The sequence below is a fragment of the Pseudomonas sp. LBUM1669 genome, from assembly GCF_059695705.1.
In genome coordinates this window covers 3,621,433-3,640,116 of the sequence record NZ_CP166784.1, presented here as the reverse complement: position 1 = coordinate 3,640,116, position 18,684 = coordinate 3,621,433, and the positions used below count along the sequence as shown (strand labels likewise).

Sequence of the window (18,684 nt, the reverse complement as noted above, 5' to 3'; positions counted from 1 at the left end):
CTCTTTTTCCACCTGCTAATGCTTGTGCCGGTGATGAATGTCCGGAAAGTGTGGATGGCTGTGGCGGATCGGCGTGTGCTGATGTTCATGGCTGTGCGGCTCGGTCCCGTCCCACTGGAACGAATGCTCATGTTGATGATGCTCGTCATGCACGTGCCGATGGCCATGGGTGAGTGCCACGTGCTGATGGTCATGGGCATGATGCTCCCTGAGGTGTATCCAGACGCCCAGGCCCATCAGCAATGACGCGATCCAGAACGTCAGGGAAACCGTCTCACCGAACAGCAGAAGGGCTATTGCGGCGCCGAGAAAAGGCGCCGTGGAAAAGTAGGCGCCCGTGCGTGCGGTGCCCAGCCCGCGCAACGCCAGAACGAACAGCACCAGACTGATGCCATAACCGAAGAAACCGACGATCAATGTCGGCCCAAGCACTGTGATGTGGGGCAGTTTTGCGCCCAGCACCAGGGCCAGAGAGCAGTTCACCAGCCCGGCGGCCAAGCCCTTGATGCCGGCGATGAACACGGCATCCGAGGCCGACACTTTGCGCGTCAGGTTGTTATCGATCGCCCAGCAGGCACAGGCTAGCGCAACCGCCAGCGGCCCGATCCAGCTCTGTGACTGTGCTGACTCCTGCGGCCACGCCAGGAGCAATCCGCCGGCGACAATAGCCAGCATTCCGGCGACGATGCGTCGGTCGGCATTCTCTTTGAACACCACCCAAGCCAGCACGGCTGTCAGAACCGATTCGAGGTTTAGCATCAACGAGGCCGTGGCGCCGGAGGTCAGCGTCAATCCAGACATCAATCCCACCGGCCCAAGCACGCCGCCGAATACGATGGCGCCGATCAGCCAGGGCCATTCAGACGATTTGAGGCCGCTGGGCTGCCAGCCCCGGTCACGGATCAATCTGACAATCGTCAGGCCCAGTCCGCTGCCCAGATACAACAGCCCGGCCAGCAGGACCGGTGAGAGGTTCAGGCCTAACACCTTGGCCAACGGTGTGCTCGCTCCAAACAAGGCAGCGGCACCCAAGGCATAGACAACGTTCAGGTTCATTCAAGGCTCGGCGAGAGTTGAGACGGGATGTAACGCAGTTTGAACCCGCGTTGCATCCCGTCAACCCCTGGAACTCAGGCCCGACGCGCCATCAAGAGCACCGAAGCCGCCGCCGACAACAACCCCGCGCAGCAACGGTTGAATAGCCGCTTGCCCCGAGGCTCGGCAAACCAGCGGCGCATGTGCAGGCCCATGTAGGCGTAGGCGCTGATGGCGATCCATTCCAGCATCAGGAACAACGCGCCGAGCAGCGCGAATTGCGGTGTGACCGCGCGGGTCGGGTCGACGAACTGCGGCAGGAACGCGGTGAATATCAGGATCGCCTTGGGGTTGCCGGCCGCCACCAGAAACTCCTGCCGCGCCAACGCCAATACGCCGACCGACGCACCCGTCACCGATTTCTCGACCCCCGGATCGGCGCGCCACAATTGCCATGCGAGGTAAAACAGATACGCCGCGCCAACAATCTTGATGCCGTAGAACAGCAACTCGGACGTTTGCAGCACCACCGCCAACCCGGCCGACGCCAGGGCAATCATCCCGGCAAACGCCAGCAACCGCCCGATCCCGGCGACGCAGGAGATGCGGTAGCCGTAACGGGTCGAGTTGCTGACCGACAGCAGATTGTTCGGGCCCGGCGCCATGTTCAGGGCGAAGCAGGCGGGGAGAAACAGCGTAAGCGTGGCGAGGTCCATGACAGGTCTCCGGTAACGAGAGCGGTATTTTTATCATGGACGGCGAGGGGCTTTCCCCGTACAGCGGTGGACGCAAGTCGCCGTACACTTTCATTGCTCGTCGTGAGTGCGCGTCCGTTCATTCAACAGGTTTTGAGAGCGCGTGTTTAAACGACATCGGGTTTACTTCCTGAAAGCTACAAATCCTTGCGCCGTTGCCTACGGCTGCGCCAGAATCCGCCGGCTTGTGTGTCGTAGCCCTTGGTTCTATCGTTTCCGTGCCGCTGAACACTCAGCGGTCGGGCTTGGAAACTCGACGGGTAAACGACACGAAAGCACCTCTTCATAACGTACTTTTTCGCACTATGTGCATTCCGTTATGGTGGCTGTGCGTGGGAGACCTTATAGGTCTGCCGGGCTCGTTTACCCTGGTTTTCCAACCCGCGTACAGCTGCCACCCCTTCGCTTGGAAACGAACGTGGCAGCTTCACCAGTAAACGAGGTTTCACCATGTTCAAAGTCACACCAAACCCGCCGGACACCGATCCGGTTTCCCCATACGAACCTGATTCAAAGAAGCTCAACGAGGCCGCCGAGCGGGCTTTCGACTTCCACTTCCCGTCGAATGCCGACATCAAAGCCACCCCGCGAATACGCAGCACCCTGTTTTCCGTAGACCCGGAGGCCACTGCCGAAACACTGGCGGTTTATCTGGTCGAGACTCTGGCCTCGGTCGACGTGATGGTGCACCAGTTGGTGGATCAACTGGAGGGTGAGTCGCGCTACGCGTTGCTGGGTATTTCCAACAGCATCATGGTGGCGGAGATCACCGCGAACCGGGTGTTGGATAAAATTGATCTGCCCAAGTAGGGGCGGTCTGCTGTGGTAATGGGCTGCTGATGTTTGGCTGTCAATCAGAGGCAGAAATGGCATAGCAGCGACTCGCGACATTTTGAACGCGAAGAAAACCCCCAGGGGTCTGCCGATCACTGGGGGTTTTTGTTGGCCGTGATACCGGCCGGCTTCGCCGGGTACCGACGCGGATGTTTCAGTGCCTGGCTAGCGTGCGCGTGGCGCCTATTGCCTTTCGGGCAGCGTCAGCGCTTCGGTGGCGAATAGACTGGCGAAGAGGCCACCGCGTCATCAATTTTTTTAATGGCTATTACATAATCACGTTCTTGTGCTTGCGCTGGAGTCAGTTTTTTTACCTCCTCCGGAGTCAAAGCGAGTAATTGTTCTGGGGTGTAGGTAGCCATGATGGTTCTCCTTGAAAATATGGAAAATGTGTTGCTCCAACTACACCGATATTCGGATATTTAACCATCCTCGAAAACTGTAAGAAATAACAGTTTTTTAGACTCTTTGACGGTAATCATCATTCACAAAAAGCATACCTGGGCCAGCTGGATGGGCCTCGCATAATGGACGCTATGGCTAAATCCTCGCCGGGGCTCCGCGATTTTCCCGGCATCGGATTCTGCCCCTTCGGGTCGCAATATCCGGCTGGCCTCGCCGAGGACCGACGCGTTACCTCGCAAACCTCCTCGCACCCACCACACACAAAATCACCGCAACGGTAACCCCCAGCATGCCAAGGCTGACCTGCTCGTGAAGCAGCGTGGCCGACAGCGCCAATCCAAAAAACGGCTGAAGCAGTTGAAGCTGTCCAACGGCGGCAATCCCCCCTTGGGCCAGTCCGCGATACCAGAATACAAAGCCGATCAGCATGCTGAAGAGCGACACATACGCCAGGCTCAACCAGGCCGGTGCGCTGATGCCCGAGAACGAAAAGGGTGTCAGCCACCAAGTCAGCGGGGCCACAATCGGCAGCGACAATACCAGCGCCCAGGAAATCACCTGCCAGCCGCCCAGGGTTTTGGAAAGTTTCGCTCCTTCGGCATACCCGAGGCCGCAGGCGAGGATGGCCAGCAGCATCAGGATGTCGCCGGTCGGCGAAGCGGTCAGCCCCTGGGAAACGGCGAACCCGACCACCAGCAAACTGCCCAGGACCGAGAAGAACCAGAACGCCGGCCGGGGACGCTCGCCACCGCGCAACACGCCGAATGCGGCGGTCGCGAGCGGCAACATGCCGACGAAGACAATGGAGTGCGCGGACGTCACATATTGGAGCGCCAGCGCCGTCAGCAGCGGAAACCCGACCACCACGCCCATCGCGACGATGACCAAGGGCAGCATCTGGTGGCGCGCAGGACGCTTTTCCTTGAACAGCCACAAAATGCACAGCGCCAGTACTCCGGCGATGGTGGCTCGGGCGACGGTCAGAAAGACCGGGTCGAACTCCAGGACGGCCACCCGTGTCGCGGGCAGCGAACCGCTGAAGATCAGGACGCCGATGAGTCCATTGATCAACCCGCTGGTGTTCTTTTCCATGGTCTGGTTTTGCAGTTTCGATGTGCGTTCCATTGGGCGTCCACTCAAGGGGCGGGGTTGCGTTCAGCGCATCGTATGATCGACTATCGATACAATCAAAAAATTGTCATGGATACATTTCCCTATGCCTCGCTCCCGGTACAAGTCGCTGGTGGACGCCTTTGCAGCCGATATCCGCTCAGGGCGTTTGCTTCCCGGTACGCGCTTGCCGACTCATCGTCTGCTCGCCGCCAGCCATGGTTTGGCCTTGGTCACTGCCAGCCGGGTCTATGCGGAATTGGAGGCTATGGGCCTGGTCAGCGGTGAAACGGGGCGCGGGACTTTCGTCCGGGAGACTTCGCTGCCACCCAGCCTGGGCATTCATCAGCCCAACGTGGCGGCGGGGATGATCGACCTCAATTTCAACTATCCCTCGGTGCCGGGGCAGGCCGATCTGCTGCGTAATGCCTTGCGTCAACTCGCGTTGTCCGGTGACCTGGAATCCCATCTGCGCTATCAACCGCATGCGGGCCGCCCCCATGAGCGGGCATCGGTCGCGCGTCATCTGGTGGCGCGCGGGCTTACGGTACAGGCAGAACAGGTGTTGCTCGTCAGTGGCGCGCAGCATGGATTGACGGTGGCGCTAATGGCGTTGCTGCAACCGGGTGATGTGATCGCGGCTGATGCGTTGACCTACCCTGGTTTCAAGGTGCTGGCTGAAACGCTGCATCTGGAAGTCGTGCCCATTCCTGGCACTGACACCGGGCCGGATCTGGAGGCGTTGGAAAAGCTCTGCCGAAGCCGATCGGTGCGCGCCGTGTACACCATGCCGACGCTGCACAATCCGCTGGGATGGGTGATGGCCGCCGATCAGCGTGAACGCCTGGTGGCGATTGCGCGCCAGCACGACCTGCACATCATCGAGGACGCTGCCTACGCGTTTCTGGCCGAAGATTCGCTGCCACCGCTTGCGCAACTGGCTCCCGAAAGAACGGTGTACGTTTCAGGGTTTTCCAAGAGCGTCGCCACCGGGCTTCGCGTCGGATTCGTCGCCGCCCCTCTGCAAACCGTGCCCGCACTGGAACGGACGATCAGGGCGACCACCTGGAATACCCCCGGGGTGCTGACGGCGATTGCCTGCGCCTGGATCGATGATGGAACCGTCAGCCTACTGGAAGCGCAAAAGCGTGCAGATGCACAGGCCCGCCAGGCCGTGGCCGACCAGCACCTGGCCGGCCTGCACTTCGTGCGCCATCCATCCTCCTACTTTATCTGGCTGCCCTTGTCGGAAGACGCACGGGCCGACCAGATCGCCATGGCGTTGATGCGCGAGCAGGTGGCGGTCTCGACCGCTGAACCGTTTGCCACCTCCGTCCATGTGCCGCACGCGATCCGCCTGGCGCTGGGCTCGGTGGACATGGGCGCGCTTGGGGTTGCGCTGGAGAAAGTGAAGCGGGTGGTGGGGGCCTATACGTAGCGAAGTCATTGCTTGGGTGTGATCACTTCGCTTGCGAGACGCCAATAACCACAACCATGACCTAAGCTTGTTCAAAGACGCATGTTCAGTGAGCAGGGCGTGCTCCTGAGCGAGATTCAATCGACACCCACAAAAATAATATCGGGAGACTCCCTATGCTTGCCTTGTTCCGTCGATCAAGCCGCTTCATTGCAATTGCCGTTACCGCCGCCGCGCTCACCACTCCGGCGTTTGCGCTGGACACCGTCAAGTTCATGGCCCCCGGCTCGGTCGGTGGCGGCTATGACCAGACCGCACGGGATCTGGGCAAAGCCCTGGTCGAGGCGAAGGCGGCCAAATCCGTCACCTTCGAGAACAAAGGGGGCGCCGGCGGCACGCTCGGACTGGCGCAGTTTGCCAACAGCACTAAGGGCGATCCGAATGCGCTGCTGGTGGTCGGCGCGATCATGGTTGCGGGTATTGAGCAGAACAAGCCGCAAATTACCTTGAAGGACGTGACACCGATCGCCCGGCTGTTTACCGAATACAACGTGATTGCCGTGCGCAAGGAGTCCGAGTTCAAAACCCTGGAGGACTTGCTCAAAGCCTTTAAGGACAAACCGTCCAGCATCACGTGGGGCGGTGGCTCCAAGGGCTCGATTGACCACATCGGGATCGCCGACCTGGCCAGCAAAATGGGAATCCCGGTCAACAAGGTGAACTACGTGGCGTTCGCGGGTGGGGGTGAAGTGGTTGCTCAGGTTCTGGGTGGCCAGATCAAGGTGATCACCGGTGGTTATGCCGAGCTGGGCCAATACATCCGCAACGGCCAGTTCCGGGTGCTTGCCATCGGCGCGCCCGAGCGCATTGCCGGCATCGATGCACCGACACTGAAAGAGAGTGGCTACGACGTGATCATCGGCAACTGGCGGGGTGTTTACGGTGCCGCGGGCCTCACACCCGAGCAGCGCAAGGAAGTGACTGACGCCGTGCTGGCCGCCGCCGCAAGCGTTGGCTGGAAAGCCAATGTCGAGACCAATAAATGGGCCCCCAACGTTCTGACCGGCGATGAATTCGGCAAATTCGTCGACGAAGAACACGTGCGGCTGCATGGGATGCTGGTTGAGGTCGGGTTGATCAAATGAACCCGTCTCGTGGAATCATGCCGGTACAACTGGCGATTGGCCTCGGTGTGGTCGCCATCAGTGCAGTGTTAGCAGTCGGCGCCTACCGTTTTCCTGAGGAGATGGGGTTCGTCATCCTCGGCGCTCACGTCTATCCCTACGCATTAGCGGTGTTCCTCGGCGTCGTCGGCCTGTTGCTGTGTTTTCAGGCCGTCACCGGAGGTTTCCGCGAATTGGCCGATCACGATGACGAGTCTGCCAAGGCGCTGCCCGGCGGCAAGCTGGGCGCCGCCTGGGTGACTGCGGGGCTGGTGGCCGTCGCCGTGCTGATTAACCTCATCGGGTTCGTTCTGGCGGCCGGGTTGCTGTTTGCCTGTTCCGCTCGGGGGTTTGGCAGTCGCCGCCCGGTGCGCGATCTGGCCATCGGCATTGCCTTGACGTTGCCGATTTACTGGCTGTTCAACACCGGGCTCGGGGTTTCCCTGCCGCCCTTGATCAACGCCTGGCTCTGAGGAGAAAAACACCGTGGATATTCTCTCAAGCCTGGCCATCGGTTTTGCCGCCGCGCTGACGCCGATCAATCTGATGTGGGGGTTTATCGGTTGTTTGCTCGGCACGGCCATCGGCGTCTTGCCGGGGATCGGACCGGCGCTGACCGTTGCGCTGCTGTTGCCGATCACCGCCAAGGTCGACCCCACTGGGGCGCTGATCATGTTCGCCGGGATCTATTACGGCGCTCAGTTTGGCGGCTCGACCACGTCCATCCTGCTCAATACGCCCGGGGAGTCGTCGTCCATGGTCACGGCCCTGGAAGGCAACCTCATGGCCCGCAACGGACGGGCAGGGCCGGCCCTGGCGACGGCGGCCATTGGATCGTTTGTCGCCGGCACCATCGCGACGGTCCTGCTCACTTTGTTTGCACCCATCGTTGCTACGTTGGCGCTCAACTTTGGTCCGGCGGAGTATTTTGCGATCCTTGTGTTGTCCTTCACGACCGTGTCGGCGGTGCTCGGCGCGTCGATGCTGCGGGGGTTCGCTTCGCTGGGGATTGGCTTGACCATTGGCTTGATCGGCCTCGACTCGACCTCGGGCATTGCCCGCTACACCCTGGGCGTGCCGGAGTTGGTGGACGGCATCGAAGTGGTGCTCGTGGCGGTCGGCTTGTTTGCCGTGGGCGAGGCGTTGTACAGCCTGCTGTATCAAAAAGAAGAGGCGTCCGGTCGGCACCGGCTGACGTCGTTGTGGATGACGCGCGCTGACTGGAAACGCTCGATTCCCGCCTGGTTGCGGGGCACGCTGATCGGTTTTCCTTTTGGATCGATTCCGGCCGGTGGCGCGGAAATCCCGACCTTTTTGTCCTATTCGGCCGAACGCAAACTGAGCAAGTTTCCAAAAGAGTTCGCAGGCAGCAAGGGCGAGGGCGCCATCGAGGGGGTTGCCGGTCCCGAGGCGGCCAACAATGCTAGCGCCACAGGGTCCTTGGTGCCGCTGCTGACGCTCGGCATTCCGACCTCCGCGACAGCCGCGATCCTGTTGGCCGCGTTCCAGAACTACAACCTGCAGCCGGGACCGATGTTGTTTCAGACCTCGGGCGATCTGGTCTGGACTCTTGTCGCCTCGCTGTACATCGGTAACGTCATCCTGCTGGTGTTGAACCTGCCGCTGGTGGGGTTGTGGGTCAAGCTGTTGCAGATTCCCCGACCGTACCTGAACGCCGGCATTCTGGTGTTCGCCACCATCGGCGTGTACGGCATGCGCCACTCTTCATTCGACCTGCTGCTGATGCTGGCCATCGGTTGGGGCGGGGTGCTGATGCGGCGCTTCGATTTCCCCGTCGCTCCTGTAATCGTGGGCATGCTGCTGGGGCCGATGGCTGAAAAACAGCTGCGCAACGCGTTATCCATCAGCGAAGGAGACTGGATGATCTTTCTGACGCAACCCATCGCCGCGTCGTTCCTCGCGCTGACCCTGTTGGTGTTGATCGTGCCGCATCTGCTGCACGCTCGGGGCATCAAGTTGCATGAGGATGATTAGGCAGTTTTCTTCAATACGCAGGGCAGGGCGCTCAGTACCTTGGGTGCTGGTTTTCCTGAATTGAAGAAGGTGTGCGATGAGTCTGATTATCTCCATGGCGACATTTGCCCTGGTGGCGTCGATAACGCCGGGGCCGGTCAACATTGTCGCGTTGAGTTCGGGGGCGCAGTTCGGTTTCCGCGCCAGTCAGCGGCATGTGGCCGGGGCCACGTTGGGCTTTGTTTTGTTGCTGGTGTTGATGGGCCTGGGACTGCATGAGGTGTTGCGCGTCTGGCCCGCGCTGACGCGGGTGGTGCAACTGGCCGGCGTGGCGTTTCTGTTGTTCATGGCCTGGAAGCTTGCGGCGGACGATGGTCGCATCGATGCCAAAGAGTCGCGCCGGGCACCGTCGATGCTGTACGGCGCGGTGATGCAATGGCTCAACCCAAAAGCCTGGCTGGCGTGTGTCGCAGGGATGGGCGCCTTCGTCGCGGACGGCGAGGCGCGGTTGGTCTGGCAGTTTGCGGCGGTGTATCTGGTGATTTGCTACGTGTCGGTGGGGTGCTGGGCGTATGCCGGAACATTCCTGCAGGGCTATCTGAATAACCCTGCAGGCATGCGCTTGTTCAACCGGGTCATGGCGCTATTGCTGGGAGCAAGTGCCGTGTATCTGCTGGTTTCCTGACCCCCAGGCAACTCACCTCAATCGAGGCCGTGCAGCAAACTGAACTCGTTTTTCGTCAGCGGTGTGAAGCGGTTGTTTCGCAGTTGGCTGATGGCGTACAGCGCACGACCGGTACGACCGTTGCCGTCGCCCAAACCGTGGAAACCCACGACGGTCGCCAGCAAATGTTTGTCGAAATGCTTATGGCCGGTGTCCAGCGTTTTCAGATGCTGTTCCATTGCGGCGAAGCCACTGATGTTGCTGGCGTACTTCTTGTCATTGACGCCAATGCGCACGATGTCCGAGGTTGCAGGGGCAATCCGTGCGTGCACCTCTTTGATCACCGCCGGATCGGTCAGTGATTTTTCGTTGCCCGCGTAGTCGCGCAGGACCTGAACGATGCTGTCAACGTCATTGCCGGGAGAGGTCGAACCGTTGACGATCCAGGCGCCTGCCCGCTGCGAATTATCCGTAAAGCCATTCGGGTTGAACGTTGATTCCGCCATGGCCTGGTTGAATGGCGCCTTGCCCAAGTCCTGCTTCAGCACGTTTTGCTGGTAGCCCTTCATGTAATTGACGTTTTTAGCTTCGACCTGAGCAAAGGTGGCCAGTGTGTCGGCATAACCTTGGGCGCCCGATGCGGAACGTGCGGTGGTGTAGCCGTATTGCGATTTATCCAGGACCGCCGCGAACAGGTCATCGACCGCCGTTCGACCAATCAAGGCCTGCAGATCTTGCGCTTGCTTGAATTGGGCCGCCGATTCGATGACCGCATTATTGAACAGATGCTCCAGTTCGAGGTGGGTTGCACTCTCGGGTAATCGAATGTTCTTGTCCCCCAGACGGGCCACAATCTGTTCGACAGTCTGAATGCTGTCGTCCTTGAACAGCGCTCGGCCATGGGCAACCGAGTCCAGCGACATGCGGATCCGGGGCGCCGCGCCGGTATGGTCGACGGTCTTGATCAGGTTGTAGCTGTTCGCGCCGGAGAGGTAACGCAATTGCTGTCGGGCAGCATGTGATGCGGAAAGGGCGCTGCCGCTCAGTTTCGCCACGCTCCGGCCGAGCAGCCGGGCGCCACCCTTGAACAGCTGCGGTACGCCGCTGACCGGATTGACCAGGCTGACCGCGGTACTGGCCACGACTGTGGAGGCAGACAACAGCTTCGAAACCAGGGTCGTGGCTTTTGCACTGATCGCGACGACTTTTACGCCGATGATGGCGAACGACATGACCAGCGCCGCGGCGTCGATGACACAACCCAGAATCGCGCTCCGCTGTCTTGATGGAACACCTGAGGAAAGGTCCTCGATGCACCCTTTGAACGGAATGATCAGGTTCAAAATGACATTGAATACGGCATCGGTACTGGCGATTGCTTTTTCGCGCTCCGTTTCGTCAAGGCTCAGTGTTTTCAGCGCGCCTTTGTTGAAGTACGGGTTCTCCTTGGCAATAAAATCGCTGATTTCATCTTTCCGTTGGGAGCGGAAGTAGCGGTTCGGCGAGGTGGTGTCGGTATTGTCAGAGGGTATGTTGAACTCGCCGAGCTTATGGAAAATAACCTGGGAGCGCCGGTCACTGCGGGGTGCCAGGTTTTTATAATAAGCCTCGTCGTCTATGGGCGCCTCGCTAAACAGTCTTTTTTCTGGATAGCTTTTTTCGAAGTCGACTTCGACGCCTTTTAACCAATAATCTTCGGTCAGTTGTTTGTTTACGACGCATTCCATTCTTAGTGGAAAAAGTTCATAGCAGCGAATTTGCGAGTCCTTTCGCGCATAGATAATGGTTCCGTAAGGACCTCTTTCGCCCAATGGAACGACGCCGTCAAGTCCTCCTGGTCCCCACGAATTAACCTGATAGATCGCCAGATGCCCCTCTTCGATAAACTGCCTGTCCTGTGGTCGAAGTTGCGAAAAAGCAATTTTGATCGAGGCGGATAACGCATGGGTCATTGCATTGATATGGTCGTCAAAGACGGGCTCGTACAGTTCGGCAACAGGCGGCATACGGACTAAGTGAGGGAAAGATTTATAAATGCTTTCCCCATGAATTCGGTCCCATTCCTCGGTGTGAAGTTCATCGCCCATATAAAGATCTATCACCGATACCTTTCTTCCCGCCCCTCCACCGGTACCGCGATGTTTAACCAGCAATTCCTCAGGGTCGCAGTCCGATTCCCAGGATTGCAGCTCCTTCAGCGCAAGCGGCTTGCGATGGGGTAATGGTTTGCCCAATTGATTCACGGCGCTGTTGATCATATCGACGTGTTGTTGATATTCCTCCATGGCCAGGGTCACGGCTTCCGCGCTCAGGTTGCCTTCGGCGTCCGGGGTGACAAGCCTGTTCATCAGGGCCCAGGTGATGACCGGGTCGACCGATACCGTTGTCGACAGGGTTTTGATGGTCGGGCTCAATTCCGCTATCCGGCCAAAACCGAGCAAATGCTGATACGTCATGTTGCGCGAGACGCCGGGAACAATCGATTCGGCGAAATGGACGGCTTGGGTGAATACAACCCAGCCGGGCGTTCCAAGACGTAATTCGGGCGGCAGATCACGGACCAGATATTCCGGCGCCATGCCGCCCAGGATCAGTTCTGCCACCAGCGGCGCAAAGAGTTCATGGAGTTTGCAGGCGGTGACCAGATGCTGTTCAAGTTGCGTGCGCACCTCAGTCGGGCTGGCCAGCAAGTAACGTTTCGAATAAAGGTCGAAACCGGCAAACGTGGTGTTGGCCCGGTCGGCATCGGGGTCCAGATCAAGCAGTATCGCCGCAATGATCAACTGCTCAATAAACTGTTCGGTGGGTTTGGGGGCCGTTTCTTCCGCGAACCATCCCAGGGCATCGATGTATTCTTGCCCGTTGTCGGAGGCCCACACGGCGATGTCGATCAGCCGCGCCATCCGGTAGTTTTGGCTGGTGGGCAATCCATCGGCGGAGCCGCTTTCGAGTCTCAGCGAATCGCCCAGCAGGGTCACCAGTGGGACTTCGCCTGCCGTCTGGTCCTCGGAGATACGGCGAATGATTGCGCGGTTTTCTTCCGTGAGATTGAACGGAGAGTCTTCTGGGGTATTCAGCAGTTGCCAGTAATCTTCGTGCGTCGGGCTGTTCGGCAATGTCGAGTGATTGATCAAGTCGATCAACTCTTTGGCGCTTTCTACGGTGCCCGGCAGTGCCAGGCCGTGAACGCGCAACCACTGACTGACCGCCATTTTCTCGGTAGCGGTCACCCATCCACCGGTCAACCTGGCCATGCTTGCCAACAGTTGAAGGTCTTCCTCGAAAGATTGATGGCCGGCGAGCGCGTGAGTGATGTCTGTGCGGGTAGAGAAGTAGCCGACGGTGACAACTTCGGAATCGACGGTACGGCTGTTGACGTTCTCATGGGTGTAATAGAGATGACCCAACTCATCGACTTGAAAGGAACTTGTCGCAGGGATGGAGTGTTCGGAACGGATCTTTAGAAAATCAGGATGACGAATGAGTCTCGAAAGACACATGGCGGCGGGACGATGCAAGTTATCCAAGTGGGAGTCGGTCGTGCGTGTGACCGATAAGCGGTCCCACGACCAGCCAATAGTATCCATGACATCTTCATCGCTGAGGAAATTGGTAATGGCGTCAGTGATTGTTTGTTTGTCTTGTTGGTTGTGGGGGTGAAACAGGTTGTTATATGAATGGCTCAAGTTAGAAGCTCCATCTTCTGGTGTCTGGTTTGGGTGTGGCTTGGGAGGGGAGCTTAAATAAGAGGGCGCTGCGCTGTCATTTTAGTTATATGTCTTTGTATGTTTTTAGAATGGGTGAAGTTCGCATAATTGCTATGCAAATAAATAACTCTCTAGCGAGATAAGTATTGGCTTAGCCGCGATACTGTCCCGGCGTGGCAGCCAAGTGCTGTTTGAATACCCGCTGTAAATGCGCCTGATCGGCAAAACCCGCTTCCAGTGCTACATCCGCAATCAACTTGCCGCTGCGCAATTGATCACGGGCGAACTGGATACGCCGATTGACCAGAAAGGCATGGGGCGTCATGCCGTAATGGTGCTTGAAGGCGCGAATCAAATAGGACGGCGACAGTTGCGCCGCTTCGCAAATGTCCTCGAGTTTGAGCGGCTGTGTGCAGTTGTCGCGAATGTAGTCGGCGGCCCGTTCCAGCTTGAAATTGGGTTCGCGCAACGCTTGATCGACCGGGTTGAGCCGCTGCTGTACATCGGTAAAAAACTCCACCGCCGCACTGTGTTTGCACAACACGTCCTGCCAGGGATCAACCAGTATTTCGTACAAGCCGTTGAGGCCGGCGAACAGGTTGCCATCGCGGGTGTGGGTGATGGAAAACCGCCTGAACGCCGAGTCCTGGCTGAAGCCGAGCTGATGCTGCAAAACGGTCAGCCAGGGCGTCTCGACGTACAGCATCAGGTACGACCACGGCTGGTCGTCAATCGGATTGCAGGCATGCACATCATCAGGGTTCATCAACACCACGGTGCCGGCGCTGACCTGGAACTGCGCTTGCTCATGAAGGTAGGTGCTGCGCCCGGCGGTGATCGCACCGAAGGAAAAGTGCTCGTGGGAATGCCGGGTGTAGCAGACCTCGCGGCCATCGGCGATGGATCGGGCTTCGATGAAGGGCAGGGCGTCGTCGCGCCAGAAGCGGGGTGCTGTGTCAGCGTCTTTGGCAACGGTGTGCTTCATCGTCAATGTCCTCGGCAGGCCAGCAACGGAGTGTATTAGCTCTCGCCGTCAAAGGCTCGCTGCAAGGCGGCGATGTGGAGTTTTTTCATCTGCATCATGGCTTGCATGGCACGTTGGGATTTCTTCGTGTCGGGGTCTTTGAGCATGTCCATCATGGCGACCGGCACGATCTGCCAGGACTTGGCTGGACCGTAGATCGACATTTGCCCTCAGGCATTGGCGTGATCGAGTCAAAATGACAATGATTTGAGTCATATCGACCATTAAAGAAAGTTGTCGTTATGACTCATGTCGCTTCAAGGTGCTGATTTAAATGGACTAAATAGCTGGCACGAGACTTGATAAGTAAAACGTACAACTGAACTGCTTCAGGAGTACGGAAAAATGTTCGAGTTCTTCAACAATCCTCAGAACGTTCTGCACCTGTCTAGTCGCGTGCTGGGCGCGGGTCTGGCGCTGCTTTTGGCGGGCATCTACGGCGCGTATCTCTACGACGGCCATGTGCCAATCGTGGCGCTGGTAACGATGCATGCCATGACCATCATCGGGCCGACCTTGCTCAAGATCGGCTACGTGATGCGACTGCTGGCCCAGCATCGGTTGAGTACAGGTTTGGCCAGGGCGGTGGCCTGATGCGCAGACTCGCCGCTGCCCCCCTCTTCAGTCTCGGCTTTCGACCCTTCTTTCTGGCAGGTGCCGGGTTCGCTGCGATCGCGGTGGCGGTCTGGGCATTTTGGCTGTACGGGAGACTGCCCGGTGCGCAACCTGTTGGCGGGATGCTGGCCTGGCATCGACATGAAATGCCGTTTGGTTTTGCCACGGCGATCATTGCCGGGTTCCTGCTCACGGCCGTGCCGAACTGGACCGGGCGCCGTGGTCTCAACGGCTGGCCCTTGATGGGGCTGGTGCTGGTGTGGCTGCTGGCGCGGCTGGCCTGGTTACTGCCCGTTCCCGATAGCGTATTGCTGGTGCTGCAAGTACCGTTTCTACCGCTGCTGGCCTGGGCGATCGGACGGGATCTGGTGGCCGCCGGCAAGCGCGATAACTACCCGATTCTGCTGGTTATCACGTTGATGGTCAGCTGTCAGGTCATGACGCTGTGGGGCATAGCGATCGATGACGCGGGTCTGCAACGGCGTGGTGTGTTGGCAGCCTTGTGGCTGGTGGCGGCGCTGATGACGGTGATTGGCGGCCGAGTCATTCCCTTATTCATCCAGCGCGGCTTGAACCGGGCGGCTACACCCACCGCGCACCCGTTGCAAACCAGACTGTTGCTGCCGAGCAGCCTGCTTGCGGCGATAACGTTTGCTGCCGGCTTGAACGGTGCTCCTCGACCCTGGCTGGCCACGTTATTTCTGCTGATGGGCGCGTTGCACGGGCTGCGGTTGTGGCGCTGGCATGATCGGGGTATCTGGCGCGTGCCGTTGCTCTGGTCGCTGTACCTCGCTTATGCCTGGCTGGTGGTTGCTGCGCTGGCGATGGCGTTGTGGCACACAGGCATCATGCAGCAGCAAAGTCTGGCCACGCACGCCTTGGCGGTCGGCGGTATCGGCGGGTTGATTCTGGCGATGATTGCACGGGTCAGCCTGGGTCATACCGGACGACTGTTGCAGCCGTCGAACGCTGTGGTGCTGGGGTTTGCCTTGCTGGTGATCGCCGGTATGAGCCGGGTGTTTATGGTACCGTTTTCCGGGTGGGGGCTAGGTCTTTCGGCGCTGCTGTGGAGCAGCGCTTTCGCACTGTTTCTCATGCACTACACCGGCATCCTGCTCAAGCCGAGGCGCTAACGCCCGATGCCACCGCGATCAGCGATCCACTGCGTGGCCATGTCGATGAAAGCGCGCAGTTTCGGTTGTGTCTGGGTATGGCTGGGGAAGTACAGGTACAACGCCGAACTCAGTGGCACAAACGGCTGCAGCACGCGCTCCAGCTGACCGTTCTCCAGCTCGTCGATGATCTCCAGGTTGCAGGCATAAGCTAATCCGAGCCCGTTTCGGGCCGCGCTAATCAATAGCTTGCGATCATTGACGAGCACGCCACTTTCGACACCCACCGTGAAGTCTCGCCCGTCGCGGCGAAACTCCCAGCGATGCGCGCTGCCGGAGCTGGCGAAGCGGAAGCCGATGCACTTATGCCGGGTCAGCTCTTCCGGGCTGATCGGTTTACCGGCCTTGGCGAAGTACGCCGGTGAACCCACCACCGACCACTGCAGGTCCGGTGTCAGGCGCACGGCGATCATGTCTTTCTCGATGGACTCTCCCAGCCGGATCCCGGCATCGAAACCGCTTTCCATGAGGTCGACCGTGGCGTCGTCCAGGGAAATGTCGAGACTGACCTGCGGATAAGCCTCACGAAACAGTGGCATCAGCGGCTCGATCAACAAGGCGCCGGACAAGCGTGGTGCGGTGATGCGCAGCGTGCCCATCGGTTTGTCGCGGAAACCGCTGAGCACCGCCAGCGCCTCGTCGATTTCACTGGCTGCCGGACGCAAGCGGGCGAACAGGCTGGCGCCGGCCTCGGTCAACGCCACCCGGCGCGTGGTGCGCTGGAACAGCAACACGCCGGTGCGCCGCTCCAGCAGTTTGATCGCGTGGCTGACCGCCGTGGGCGTCACCGCCAACCGGGTGGCGGCGAGGGTGAAGCTTTTGTGCTCGGCCACCGCCAGAAACTCGGTCAAGCCATCGAAAGGATCGTGATTCATATCGACGCCATTATGAAAGACAGTTTCATAGTGCTTGTAACACGAGGGCATTTTTCCGACCAATCTTCCTGCGTACCTTGTGCTTACCCCAACCCAAACAAGGAACTCGATCATGACCACTTCCCACACTTTCAAACGTGTCTGGCTCATCACTGGCGCTTCCCGCGGTATCGGCGCCAAGATCGCGGCCGCCGCACTGGCCAATGGCGACGCCGTGGTGGCCACAGCCCGTGATGCCCGCAGCGTCACCCAACGTTTCGGCACTCAACCCGCGTTGCTCGCCGTGTCCCTGGATGTCACCAATGAAGCCCAGGGCGTTGCGGTGGCCAAGGCGGCCATCGAGCACTTCGGGCGCATCGACGTGCTGATCAACAACGCCGGCTTCGGCTTGCTGGGCGCGGTAGAAGAAGCCAGCGCCGATGAAGTGCGCCGCGTGTACGAAACCAACGTCTTCGGCTTGCTGAACATCACTCGTGCCGTGTTGCCATACATGCGCGCCGCCCGCAGTGGGCATGTGATCAACCTGTCCTCGGTGGGCGGTTACGCGTCGGGCCCGGGTTTTGGCGTCTATTGCTCGACCAAGTTTGCCGTCGAAGGTCTTAGCGAGGCGCTGCACGCCGAGTTGGCGCCGCTGGGTGTCAACGTCACCGTGGTTGAGCCTGGATACTTCCGTACCGAATTCCTCGAGGGTAATTCGCTGGTCGAATCCCCGTCCACGATTGCCGACTACGACAGCACGGCGGGTGAGGTGCGCAAAATTGCCAAGGCCGTGACCCTGAACCAGCCGGGCGACCCGGACAAGCTCGCCCAGACCATGATCACCCTGGTAGAAGCGAAAAAGGTACCTCTGCGCTTGCCGCTGGGCAGTGACTGCGTCGCGGCGATCGAAGCCAAGAATTCCTTCGTCGCCAGTGAGTTGCAGACCTGGCGCGAAGTGTCGGTGTCGACCGACTATTGATCGCAATCTTTGTGGCGAGGGAGCTTGCTCCCGCTGGGCTGCGAAGCGGCCCCAAAACCTCCAGACCCGGTTAATCAGTTACACCGAATTGGTCGGGTTTGCGACGGCTTCGCCGCCGAGCGGGAGCAAGCTCCCTCGCCACAAAAGGCACTTCGCCGCACCAGGTCACTTCCATAAAACCGCCACGCCACACAAGCTCCTTCACGACAAAAAACTCATTCCAAGGCCACCCATCGAGGCGGCCTTTTTTTTGACCGGTGGTCGATGAACCGGTCTCCCCCGGCAATTTGCGCTTAGCTGTAGGGATAACCCGAGGCGCGTAGACCCGCCGGCTTTTGTAGGAGCGAAGCTTGCTCGCGAAGAACGATGATTCGGTATACCTGAACGGACGCCTTCGCGGGCAAGTCGGATCGCCGCATCGCTCGCTCCTACAGAAAACCACGACGTCTACATAGAAACGCCCCTTCAGAACACCGTGAGTCTGAGGAAATTCGCAATGCTGACCCTGAACATCAATGGCAAGGATCAGGAGTTGGATGTCCCTGCGGACATGCCGCTGCTCTGGGTCCTGCGCGATGTCGCGTACCTGACCGGGACCAAATTCGGTTGCGGCATGGCCCAGTGTGGCGCCTGCACCGTGCACGTCGACGGCGCGCCGTTGCGCTCCTGCATCACGCCCGCCACCGCGGTGGCCCACGGGCAAAAAATCCTCACCATCGAAGGCCTGTCCACCGACGGTTCGCACCCGGTGCAGCAAGCCTGGGCCGAACTCGACGTGGTGCAGTGCGGTTACTGCCAGTCCGGGCAAATCATGTCCGCCGCCGCGCTGCTGGCGAAGATCCCCCAACCCACCGACAGCGACATCGATCAGGCGCTCTCCGGCAATATTTGCCGCTGCGGCACCTACCCAAGGATCCGTGCTGCGGTCAAACGCGCCGCCGAGATCGGTTGATGCCACGTCGAAGGGAGTCTGAAC

At 59.4% G+C, this 18,684-nt stretch carries 17 protein-coding genes and 1 pseudogene; 10 read left to right on the top strand and 8 right to left on the bottom strand.

The window, feature by feature from the left end; genetic code table 11:
* Positions 1-15: 15 nt before the first annotated feature.
* Both ACA051_RS16835 and ACA051_RS16830 read right to left on the bottom strand, forming a co-directional pair.
* Positions 16-1,056 (bottom strand): DMT family transporter, encoded by a 1,041-nt coding sequence (locus tag ACA051_RS16835; protein ID WP_497370974.1) that lies wholly within the window; start codon positions 1,054-1,056, stop codon positions 16-18.
* A gap of 74 nt (positions 1,057-1,130) precedes the next feature.
* On the bottom strand, positions 1,131-1,751 hold the full coding sequence (locus tag ACA051_RS16830; protein ID WP_497370972.1) for a LysE family translocator: 621 nt from the start codon (positions 1,749-1,751) through the stop codon (positions 1,131-1,133).
* A gap of 489 nt (positions 1,752-2,240) precedes the next feature.
* Here ACA051_RS16830 and ACA051_RS16825 point away from each other — a divergent pair, with 489 nt between their 5' ends.
* The gene (locus ACA051_RS16825) at positions 2,241-2,600 is read left to right on the top strand and encodes a DUF6124 family protein (RefSeq protein WP_497370970.1); all 360 of its coding nucleotides are present in this window, start codon (positions 2,241-2,243) and stop codon (positions 2,598-2,600) included.
* A gap of 227 nt (positions 2,601-2,827) precedes the next feature.
* Here the strand turns inward: ACA051_RS16825 and ACA051_RS16820 are convergent, their stop codons facing one another.
* Both ACA051_RS16820 and ACA051_RS16815 read right to left on the bottom strand, forming a co-directional pair.
* Positions 2,828-2,986 (bottom strand): hypothetical protein, encoded by a 159-nt coding sequence (locus ACA051_RS16820; RefSeq protein ID WP_497370968.1) that lies wholly within the window; start codon positions 2,984-2,986, stop codon positions 2,828-2,830.
* A gap of 271 nt (positions 2,987-3,257) precedes the next feature.
* Entirely contained in the window at positions 3,258-4,154 is an 897-nt protein-coding gene (locus ACA051_RS16815; protein WP_497370966.1) for a DMT family transporter, read from the bottom strand.
* A 91-nt stretch (positions 4,155-4,245) separates the two neighbouring features.
* On the opposite strand from ACA051_RS16815, the gene ACA051_RS16810 reads away from it, so the two are divergent.
* The 5 genes from ACA051_RS16810 (at position 4,246) to ACA051_RS16790 (ending at position 9,378) form a co-directional block, all read left to right on the top strand.
* On the top strand, positions 4,246-5,577 hold the full coding sequence (locus tag ACA051_RS16810) for an aminotransferase-like domain-containing protein (protein ID WP_497370964.1): 1,332 nt from the start codon (positions 4,246-4,248) through the stop codon (positions 5,575-5,577).
* Positions 5,578-5,732: 155 nt separating this feature from the next.
* Entirely contained in the window at positions 5,733-6,701 is a 969-nt protein-coding gene (locus ACA051_RS16805; RefSeq protein WP_497370962.1) for a Bug family tripartite tricarboxylate transporter substrate binding protein, read from the top strand.
* Entirely contained in the window at positions 6,698-7,192 is a 495-nt protein-coding gene (locus ACA051_RS16800; protein ID WP_497303288.1) for a tripartite tricarboxylate transporter TctB family protein, read from the top strand. Before ACA051_RS16805 ends, ACA051_RS16800 begins: the two co-directional genes overlap by 4 nt.
* Before the next feature lie 13 nt (positions 7,193-7,205).
* Entirely contained in the window at positions 7,206-8,714 is a 1,509-nt protein-coding gene (locus tag ACA051_RS16795) for a tripartite tricarboxylate transporter permease (protein WP_497370960.1), read from the top strand.
* Between the two features lie 76 nt (positions 8,715-8,790).
* Positions 8,791-9,378, top strand: coding sequence for a LysE family translocator (locus ACA051_RS16790; protein WP_497370958.1), 588 nt, complete (start codon positions 8,791-8,793; stop codon positions 9,376-9,378).
* A gap of 17 nt (positions 9,379-9,395) precedes the next feature.
* On the opposite strand, the gene ACA051_RS16785 is transcribed toward ACA051_RS16790, so the two are convergent.
* The 3 genes and pseudogenes from ACA051_RS16785 to ACA051_RS16775 all read right to left on the bottom strand — a co-directional run.
* Positions 9,396-13,043, bottom strand: coding sequence for a hypothetical protein (locus ACA051_RS16785; RefSeq protein ID WP_497370956.1), 3,648 nt, complete (start codon positions 13,041-13,043; stop codon positions 9,396-9,398).
* A gap of 172 nt (positions 13,044-13,215) precedes the next feature.
* Positions 13,216-14,049: a helix-turn-helix transcriptional regulator gene (locus ACA051_RS16780; protein ID WP_497370955.1), complete on the bottom strand. Its 834-nt coding sequence runs from the start codon at positions 14,047-14,049 to the stop codon at positions 13,216-13,218.
* A gap of 35 nt (positions 14,050-14,084) precedes the next feature.
* Positions 14,085-14,228 (bottom strand): annotated as a pseudogene (locus tag ACA051_RS16775) (VOC family protein); the annotation flags it as partial.
* Between the two features lie 205 nt (positions 14,229-14,433).
* On the opposite strand from ACA051_RS16775, the gene ACA051_RS16770 reads away from it, so the two are divergent.
* A complete protein-coding gene (locus tag ACA051_RS16770; RefSeq protein ID WP_497370953.1) occupies positions 14,434-14,682 on the top strand; it encodes a transmembrane sensor/regulator PpyR in 249 nt (82 codons plus the stop codon).
* Positions 14,682-15,836: an NnrS family protein gene (locus tag ACA051_RS16765; RefSeq protein ID WP_497370951.1), complete on the top strand. Its 1,155-nt coding sequence runs from the start codon at positions 14,682-14,684 to the stop codon at positions 15,834-15,836. Before ACA051_RS16770 ends, ACA051_RS16765 begins: the two co-directional genes overlap by 1 nt.
* On the opposite strand, the gene ACA051_RS16760 is transcribed toward ACA051_RS16765, so the two are convergent.
* Positions 15,833-16,750: a LysR family transcriptional regulator gene (locus ACA051_RS16760; RefSeq protein ID WP_497370949.1), complete on the bottom strand. Its 918-nt coding sequence runs from the start codon at positions 16,748-16,750 to the stop codon at positions 15,833-15,835. The genes ACA051_RS16765 and ACA051_RS16760 overlap by 4 nt on opposite strands.
* Before the next feature lie 112 nt (positions 16,751-16,862).
* On the opposite strand from ACA051_RS16760, the gene ACA051_RS16755 reads away from it, so the two are divergent.
* Both ACA051_RS16755 and ACA051_RS16750 read left to right on the top strand, forming a co-directional pair.
* A complete protein-coding gene (locus tag ACA051_RS16755) occupies positions 16,863-17,708 on the top strand; it encodes an oxidoreductase (protein WP_497370947.1) in 846 nt (281 codons plus the stop codon).
* A gap of 496 nt (positions 17,709-18,204) precedes the next feature.
* The gene (locus ACA051_RS16750; RefSeq protein WP_497303270.1) at positions 18,205-18,660 is read left to right on the top strand and encodes a (2Fe-2S)-binding protein; all 456 of its coding nucleotides are present in this window, start codon (positions 18,205-18,207) and stop codon (positions 18,658-18,660) included.
* Positions 18,661-18,684: the final 24 nt, after the last annotated feature.